The 7777-nt window shown below is 71.4% G+C and carries 11 protein-coding genes; 7 read left to right on the forward strand and 4 right to left on the reverse strand.

Going from position 1 to position 7777, the window contains the following annotated elements:
• The 5 genes from GT354_RS39705 to GT354_RS39725 form a co-directional block, all read left to right on the forward strand.
• A partial coding sequence (locus GT354_RS39705) for an ABC transporter ATP-binding protein (protein WP_161361255.1) occupies positions 1–547 on the forward strand: 547 nt, incomplete at its 5' end.
• Positions 544–1545 carry an ABC transporter ATP-binding protein gene (locus GT354_RS39710; RefSeq protein WP_161361257.1) on the forward strand — a complete coding sequence of 334 codons (1002 nt, stop codon included), beginning with the start codon at positions 544–546 and terminating at the stop codon, positions 1543–1545. The genes GT354_RS39705 and GT354_RS39710, both read left to right, overlap by 4 nt.
• On the forward strand, positions 1542–2735 hold the full coding sequence (locus tag GT354_RS39715; RefSeq protein WP_161361259.1) for an amidohydrolase family protein: 1194 nt from the start codon (positions 1542–1544) through the stop codon (positions 2733–2735). The genes GT354_RS39710 and GT354_RS39715 overlap by 4 nt, the downstream gene beginning before the upstream one ends.
• Before the next feature lie 105 nt (positions 2736–2840).
• Entirely contained in the window at positions 2841–3329 is a 489-nt protein-coding gene (locus GT354_RS39720) for a DUF4440 domain-containing protein (RefSeq protein ID WP_237535902.1), read from the forward strand.
• 195 nt (positions 3330–3524) lie between these two features.
• On the forward strand, positions 3525–4100 hold the full coding sequence (locus GT354_RS39725) for a hypothetical protein (RefSeq protein ID WP_161361260.1): 576 nt from the start codon (positions 3525–3527) through the stop codon (positions 4098–4100).
• Between the two features lie 130 nt (positions 4101–4230).
• Here the strand turns inward: GT354_RS39725 and GT354_RS39730 are convergent, their stop codons facing one another.
• The gene (locus tag GT354_RS39730; protein WP_161361262.1) at positions 4231–4707 is read right to left on the reverse strand and encodes a MarR family transcriptional regulator; all 477 of its coding nucleotides are present in this window, start codon (positions 4705–4707) and stop codon (positions 4231–4233) included.
• An 89-nt stretch (positions 4708–4796) separates the two neighbouring features.
• On the opposite strand from GT354_RS39730, the gene GT354_RS39735 reads away from it, so the two are divergent.
• Complete coding sequence (locus GT354_RS39735) at positions 4797–5186, forward strand: nuclear transport factor 2 family protein (RefSeq protein ID WP_161361264.1); 390 nt, start codon at positions 4797–4799, stop codon at positions 5184–5186.
• Positions 5187–5263: 77 nt separating this feature from the next.
• Here GT354_RS39735 and GT354_RS39740 read toward each other — a convergent pair whose 3' ends face one another.
• Together GT354_RS39740 and GT354_RS39745 are read right to left on the reverse strand one after the other, a co-directional pair.
• Positions 5264–5536 (reverse strand): SDR family oxidoreductase, encoded by a 273-nt coding sequence (locus tag GT354_RS39740; RefSeq protein ID WP_202512817.1) that lies wholly within the window; start codon positions 5534–5536, stop codon positions 5264–5266.
• 28 nt (positions 5537–5564) lie between these two features.
• Entirely contained in the window at positions 5565–6182 is a 618-nt protein-coding gene (locus GT354_RS39745) for a hypothetical protein (protein WP_161361266.1), read from the reverse strand.
• Between the two features lie 359 nt (positions 6183–6541).
• Between GT354_RS39745 and GT354_RS39750 the strand changes: the two genes are divergently transcribed.
• Positions 6542–6691, forward strand: coding sequence for a hypothetical protein (locus tag GT354_RS39750; RefSeq protein ID WP_161361268.1), 150 nt, complete (start codon positions 6542–6544; stop codon positions 6689–6691).
• Between the two features lie 27 nt (positions 6692–6718).
• Here the strand turns inward: GT354_RS39750 and GT354_RS39755 are convergent, their stop codons facing one another.
• Positions 6719–7369, reverse strand: a complete 651-nt coding sequence (locus tag GT354_RS39755; protein ID WP_161361270.1) for a CatB-related O-acetyltransferase — start codon at positions 7367–7369, stop codon at positions 6719–6721.
• Between the last annotated feature and the right edge of the window lie 408 nt (positions 7370–7777).

Here is a 7777-nt window from a genome sequence, read left to right on the forward strand (position 1 = left end):
CTACCCGCACCAGTTCTCCGGCGGCATGCGCCAGCGGATCGCGATCGCCATCGCGCTCGCGTGCGACCCGGTGCTGCTGCTCGCGGACGAGCCCACCACGGCGCTCGACGTCACCGTGCAGGCCGGCATCCTGCGCCTGCTCGATCGGCTGCGCCGCGAGAACGGGCTCTCGGTGCTGATCATCACGCACGACCTCGGCGTCATGTCGGCGCTCGCCGACCGGGTGAGCGTGATGTACGCGGGCCGGATCGTGGAGAGCGGGCCCCGTGCCGACGTGCTGCGCGAGCCCCGACACCCGTACACCCGCGGCCTGCTCGACGCGCTGCCCCACCCCGACGGCGGCACGGCCGCGCTCGTGCCGATCGTGGGCACGCCGCCCAAGCTGGGCCACACGCCCACCGGGTGCGCCTTCCACCCGCGCTGCCCGCACGCGGTGGCGAGTTGCGGCGAGGAGCGCCCGCGACTGCTGGCGCTGACGCCCACGCACGCCGGCGCGTGCCCGATCGATCCACTGGCCGTCACGACTTCGAAGGTGGGTGTCTCGTGACCGCGTCCTCCGTCTTTTCGGGGTCGTCCTCCGCTCCCGACACCGGGTTGCGGCTGCGAGACCTGTCGGTGTCCTACCGTTCGCCCGGGCGGCCGGCCGTGCGCGCCGTGGCCGGCGTGGATCTGAGCGTGGCGCCGGGGCAGGTCGTCGGCCTGGTCGGCGAGTCCGGGTGCGGCAAGTCGACCCTGGGCAAGGCCGCGGTGGGCCTGATCAAGCCGGCCTCCGGCGTCGTCGAGTTCGACGGACACCCCGTCACCCCGCTGGGACTACGGTCCCGGCCGACCGGCCAACGCGGCCTGCAAATGGTCTTCCAGGACCCGTACGCGTCACTGAACCCGCGTCGCCGGGTCGGCGAACAGATCTCCGACGCCGTCGTGCTCGGCGGCGGCAGCCGCGAGCAAGGGCGCGGCGTGGCCCGCGAGTTGCTGGAACGGGTCGGACTGCCCGCCGAGTTCGCCGACCGCTTCCCGCACGCGTTCTCCGGCGGCCAACGCCAGCGCATCGCCATCGCCCGGGTCCTGGCCGCCGAACCCTCGTGCATCGTCGCCGACGAACCGATCGCCGCCCTCGACGCCTCCGCCCAGGCGTCGGTGGCCAACCTGCTGCTCACGCTGGCCCGCGAACGCAACGTGGGGTTGCTCTTCATCTCGCACGACCTGTCGATCGTGCGCCAGATCGCCGACACCGTCGCGGTGATGTATCTGGGCACCGTCGTCGAGAGCGGCCCCACCGATCAGGTGTGGGACAACCCGCGCCACCCCTACAGCAAGGCCCTGATCGCGGCCGTGCCCCGCGCCGACGGCAGTGGCGAACTGCCCGTCGACCTGCCCGGCGACGTTCCCGATCCGGCGTTCCCGCCGACCGGTTGCCGGTTCCACCCCCGCTGCCCGATCGCGATCGACGCGTGCGCGGACGACGAACCCGCGCTCGTCGAGTTCCTTCCGCACCGGCGGGCGGCGTGTTCCGTCCTCGCGCCGGCTCTCACGAAAGTCGGGTGACCGCACTCATGTGGCTGACCAACTGTCACGTCGTCGACGTCGTCACGGGCGAAGTGCTGCGCGACCGCAGTGTGCGCGTCGAGGACTCGACGATCGCCGAGGTACGCGGCGCCCTGCCGCCCAACGCGACCGCGCACGACCTGGGCGGGCGCCACCTGCTGCCGGGCCTGATCTCGTGCCACTCGCACCTGTCGGTCGTCTTCCCCTTCTCCGACACCCGCGAGGACGAGTCGCCCGGCCTGACCGCGTTCCGCGCCGCGCAACGCGCCGCCGACGCGCTGCGGGCCGGCATCACCACCCTGCGGTGCGTGCACGAGCAGAACCAGATCGACCTGGTCCTGCGCGACGCGCAAAAGCGCGGCTGGATCAACGCGCCGCGGATCTTCGGCGCGGGCCGCGCACTGTCCACCCCGCACGGGCACGGCGAGGGCGCGGACTGCTCCTACGCGAGCGGGGCGGACGGCTTCTACCGCGCCGCGCTCGGCGAACTCGCGGCGGGCGCCGACCACTTGAAGATCTTCATCAACTCCGGCCTGGCCCGGGAGGGCGAGGATTTCGAGCACGCGGAGATGACCGACGAGGAGATCGCCGCCACGGTCAAGGCCGCGCACGAGCACGACGCGTACGTGGTCGCCCACTCGGGGGAATCCGCCGCGATCCGGGCCGCCCTCGCCCAGGGCGTGCGTTCCTTCGAGCACGCGTACGCGCTCGACGACGACACCGCGCGTCTGCTCGCCGACCGTCGCGCGTTCGTCACCCCGACCCTGTGCGTGACGAACTCGCTGGGGTGGATGCGCGAGAACCACTTCGAGGAAGCCTCGATGGCCAACGCGCAGAACGCGATCGAACCGCACCAGGAGAGCTTCCGGCGCGCGGTCGCGGCAGGCGTACAACTGGTCAACGGCACCGACATCCCGCCCGCCGACCTGGTCGAGGGCGTACCGGCGGCGGTGTACGAGATGTTCCTGATGGCCCGCGGCGGCCTGGACAACCTGCGCGTGCTCCAGTCGGTGTCCACCACCGCGGCGCGGTTGGTCAAGGCGGAGGACCGGTTGGGGCAGGTCGCGCCCGGATTCACCGCCGACCTGGTCGCCGTCGACGGCGACCCGCTGAGCGACATCACCGCGCTCGGCCGGCTGTCGTTCGTCATGCAGGGCGGGCGGATCGTCCGCGAGGACCTGGCCGCCTGATTCGCCGGCTTCGCCTGGGACGACCTCGCCGGTCCCGGGGAAGCCGCGCCACTCTCCCGCCGCCGGTGCGCCACGTGCGCCGGCGGCGGGAGGCATCCCTGTCCCATGCCCATCTCCACCCCGACCCCGGAAGGGACCTCCACCGCCATGACCGACCCCGCCGCCTCGCGCGCCGCCCACCGATCCGCCGGCTCGGCCGAGGACCGCGCCGCCGTATGGAGCGCCCTGCTCGACATCTACGCCGGCTTCACCGCCGGCGACCGCGACCGGATCGACGGCCGCATCCACCCCGAGGCCACGATCTGGGACTCGTCCGCCCCCGAACTCCTCTTCGGCCGCGCCGACTTGGACCGCATCCGCGCCGAGCGGCCCACCGGGCCCGACGCGCCGGTGGTGACCGGCATCCACGCGAGCGACGAGGTGATCGACGTCTGGGGCGACACCGCGCTCGCCCGCTACCGTCTGCGGGTCGAGTTCGCCCCGGGCGCCGACGGCGTGACACCGGCACCCGAACACATCCGCAACACGGCGGTGTCCCGGCGCACCACCGAGGGCTGGCTCGTCGTCCACAACCACGAGGACCTCCTCGTCTGACGCCCGTGCTCGCGGGTCAGGCCCGGGGCCGCGCGGTGGGGAGGCGGCCCCGGGCCTCCGGTCGGCCCGGCCTCTCGTCGGGCCGATCGCCGGATTTCGGAACGCGATGCGGCGTCGACGCGTCGATACGATGTCGGCCCCCGTTTCCCGGAGCCGATCCGCGCGACGCGGCACGCGAACCGGAGGACACCAGCCATGGGCTTTGGTCGACGATCTGCGGACCTCGGTCCCAGGAACGGTGGGCGGGCCCTCGCCCGGCGGGCCCGGGAGTTGGCCGACGAGGGCAAGGAGCGTCGCGCGATGGTCCGCGCGACCACGGCCTACGACCTGCTGACCCAGGACTGTCCGACGCCGCAGCCGTTCGCCACCGCGGACGCCTTCGTGGACTGCGCGGCGGCGTTCACCGCCTTCGGCGATCACGCGATGGCCTTCCGCTGCCTGATCGGCGCCATCGGCGAGGTCGGGCGGGTGCGCGAGGACGAACCGGAAAACGGGCTCGCGCACGCCCGGTTCGGGATGCTCGGCTGGGCGGCCTACACGTCGGGCGTGGCCGGAGGCAGCGAGCCGTCGCGCCTGGTGGACATCCTGGAGTTCACCGTCACCGCGCTGACGACCGGCCTGGAACTGGGCTTCGCCGACCCGGCCACCGTCGTCGAGGCACTGACCGCGTTGGCCGACCGCTACGAGGAGACCGGCCGCTTCGACGCCGCCGGCACCACGAGGCACACGGCCGCGACCATGGCCGAGCTGGGACGAAGCCGGCGGCCCTGAGTCCGCGGGGCGTGCGCCCATCGGCAGGAACGGTTCGATCAACTGCCGTTCGTCGTCGTCGAGTTCACGTCGCGTCACGGCAAGGTTCCACCGGTTCACGAACAGGATTGATCACAACTCCGTACAGGCTCTAGGACCTGGCGCCGTCTGCCGGCGATTCTTCGAACGACAGGCCCTGGTCCACGAATCGGCGCAGTGCGTGGGCGAACGCCTGTGCCTGTGGCTCGGGCCAGTCGGCGAAGTAGCGGTCGAGGTGGTCGGCCAGGCGTGTGCGCATGTGTTCCACGGTGGTGTTGCCCGCGTCGGTCAGCGTCAGCAGGGTCGCGCGGGCGTCCGACGGATCCGCGCTCCGGCTCAGCAGTCCGGCGCGCTCCAGCCGGGTGGCGTGGCGGCTGATCACCGAGCGGTCCAGTCCGATGTCGCAGGCCAGTGCCGCCGCCGTGCGGGGACCGAGCCGCGCGAGTCCGCTGAGGACGGGGTAGGTGGCCTCGTCGATGTCCGCGCCCAGGCCTTCGGTCAGTGCGCGGTGGAGCCGCGCCCGGGAGCTTCTGACCAACAGTTCACCGAGAGCTGCCGCGACCTCGCCGCCCGGCGTCGGAGTATTCACACCCCCACTTTAGCGTGCATCCTGCACGTATATGGCATATGCTCACTACAACAGCGTGCACCGTGCACGCTTGAGAGACGAGGTCCGCCATGACCGTGGGAATCGCAGCTGCACTCGATGCGCTGTTCTTCGACCGGACATCCGCCGTGGAGGAGGCCGTCTCGGCCCACTTCACCGACGACTACCGTCAATGCACCGATGGCGTCTGGAGTGATCGAGGCGAGTTCGTGCAACACGTCCGCTTCATGCGTGATGGCCTCGTCGGAGGGCGCGTCGACGTGCACGAGGAACTGCGCGACGGCGACCGGTACGCCGCTCGCCTCACCGTGCACGGGGTCAAGGCGGACGGCAGCGCGTTCGCCACCGCGGTGTACTCGTTCGCCGAACTCGCCGACGACGGCCGCTTCCGTCGGATCCGCGAGGTCACCACGCTGTTGCAAGGCTCCCCCGACGACGCGCACTTGGCTTCGGCGCGCTGACCGGGGACCGGCGTTTCGTCTCGTCTCGGCGCGATGAGGATGTCGGGTGCGGCCGGAGGGTGGTCGGGCACGTCAGGTCAAGGCTTGCCGTCGCGCTCTCCGTTGAGGTCGACGACGGTTCCCGAGGGCCGTGCCGCCGCCGGGGACGCCAGGAAGTGCAAGGCCGCGGCGATCTCGTCGGGAAGGCCGATCGTGCCGAACGGGCTCTCCGCCCACAGGCGCTCGCCCTCCGGGTCGGACGGTTGCGTCGCCTGTCGCTCGGTGACCACGAATCCGGGAGCGACGGAGGTGACCGCGAGGTTGTGCGGGCTGGTGTCCTGCGCCGGAGATCCGTCGGCAGAATCGGGCAAGCGGATCGGCCCCTACGGGCGCGGGGCACTAGCCTCGGAACTCGCCGCACGAGCGCCCCACGCGCCGGTGGTCGAGGTTCTTGTCGAAGTGGACGCGGGTGACGCGGCCGTTGCGGTCGACGAGCTCCAGCGTTCGGTTGTCGGCGAACCGGATGATGCCCGAGGCGGGTTTGGAGTTGCACGAGGTCAGCACGGTCGAATGGCGATTGAGCCCGTGGTAGGTGCGCAACACCAGACCCGTCGACGAGGCGAATGGTCCGCTCTGGTTCACCCACTCGGCCTGTACCCGGCCGTCGGGCGACACGGCGGCGACCTGGGTCACCTCTTCTTTCCAGCCGGCTGCCGTCCATACCGCGATCAGGGTCAACAAGGCGAAGGCGAACGCGGCCAGGGAGAGCAGCAGCCGCGGGAAGCAGCCTCGGAAGGTGCACAATCCTTCGATGCACACGGACAGCAGGACGACCGAGGTGGCGAGGAACCCGCTCTCCAGGGTCGCGTGTTGGAGTGTGTCGACGTTCCACGGATTCCAGACCGCGAGCCGCCACACGATCAGCTGCAACAGGCCCGTGCCCAGTAACACGCCGCGGCGTACGGCCGTGGCCAGGCTCGGGATCGGCGGGTCCTCGGGCGGAGCCGACACCGTCACGGGGTCTCCAAGCTTCGAACGGTCGGCCGGCGCAACCGGTGAAGCGGTAACGTACCGTGCCCGGGTCGGTACGGGTAGGGCGCCACCCCCGCCGGAGGACGCACCCGCGTTCGCGCTCGCACACGTCCCCGCCGGAGACGGCGAACTCCCCGACGGGTTAAGGGCGATGGCGGGTGCCGGCCCGGACGTCGGGGGCCATCGTACGGGTGTGGGTACGGCGTTGAGGGGAGTTCGATGCCGGGGTGCGAGCGACCAGGCGGCGCCGGCAGCCCATCGCCCAGTCGGATGGAGGCCCGCCGTCCCGAGTCGGATGCCGCAAGCCCTCGTAAGCGCAGGCCACTTCCGCTACGTTCCCGCTCATGGAGCCTTCACCGCTCAACATCACGATCTTCGTCCTGTGCGCCCTGCTCGTGTTCGCCGCCGCGCACTGGGGCGACCTGCGTACCCGAGCGCGCTACGAGCGCCACGCGGAAGCCGCGCGGGCGACGCGACCGTCCCACGGGGAGTAGCCGCGGCGCCCGCACGCACGCCTTCGCCTAATCCTGCTTCGGCGCCGCGGCTTCGAGTTCGTCGATGCTGCCGGACATGATGGTGCGGACGTGGCGGGTGATGTGCTCGGCCGGCCAGTCCCACCAGGCCACGGACAGGAGGCGGGCGATGTCCGCGTCGTCGTGGCGACGGCGGATGACACGCGCGGGGTTGCCGCCGACGATGGCGTAATCGGGGACGTCGTCGACGACGACCGCGCCGGAGGCCACGATCGCCCCGTGGCCGATCCGCACCCCGGGCATCACCGTGGCGCGATAGCCGAACCAGACGTCGTTGCCGACCACCGTGTCGCCTCGACCGGGCAGACCGGTGATCAGGTCGAAGTGCTCGGCCCAGGAACCGCCCATGATCGGGAACGGGAACGTCGAGGGGCCGTCCATTCGGTGGTTGGCGCCGTTCATGATGAACCGAACTCCGGTGCCCAGCGCGCAGAACCTGCCGATGACCAGCCGTTCCGGGCCGTAGTGGTAAAGCACGTTGCGCGTCTCGAACGCGGTCGGATCGTCCGGGTCGTCGTAGTAGGAGAACTCCCCGACCTCGATCAACGGCGACGTGACCAGTGGCTTGAGCAACACCACCCGGGTCTGCTCCGGCATCGGATGCACCACGTTGGGTTCGGGCGGTACGGCTGACGTCATGGTTCCGTGCTCCTTACATACAGCGAACTTGCCCGCCCATGATCACAACCCGAGCCCCGATCGGCACCCCCTTTCCTCGCCTGGGCACCGTCGAGCCGATCGTGTGCGGTGCGCGGCGCAGGCCCGGGCCGACACGATCAGGAGCCCCACCGACGGTGGGTACGGGTCGGAGTCCGAGGGGATCGGCCACATCTTGTCCGTGCCGAGCGGATCGTCCTACGGTGTCCGACGGGCCGGTGTGGGTCGGTTCGCTTCGGCCGCCCGAACGCACGGGCGGTACCCCCACGTTCGCGTTCGTGACCGAAAGAACAGGTGACCCATGCGCCTCTCCCACCGGATCGCCGCCGCAGCCGGCACCGCGGCCCTGACCCTGGGCTTCCTCGCCGCCGCCGCGCCGACCGCGCCCGC

The sequence above is a fragment of the Streptomyces sp. SID3343 genome (assembly GCF_009865215.1).
GTDB lineage: Bacteria > Actinomycetota > Actinomycetes > Streptomycetales > Streptomycetaceae > Embleya.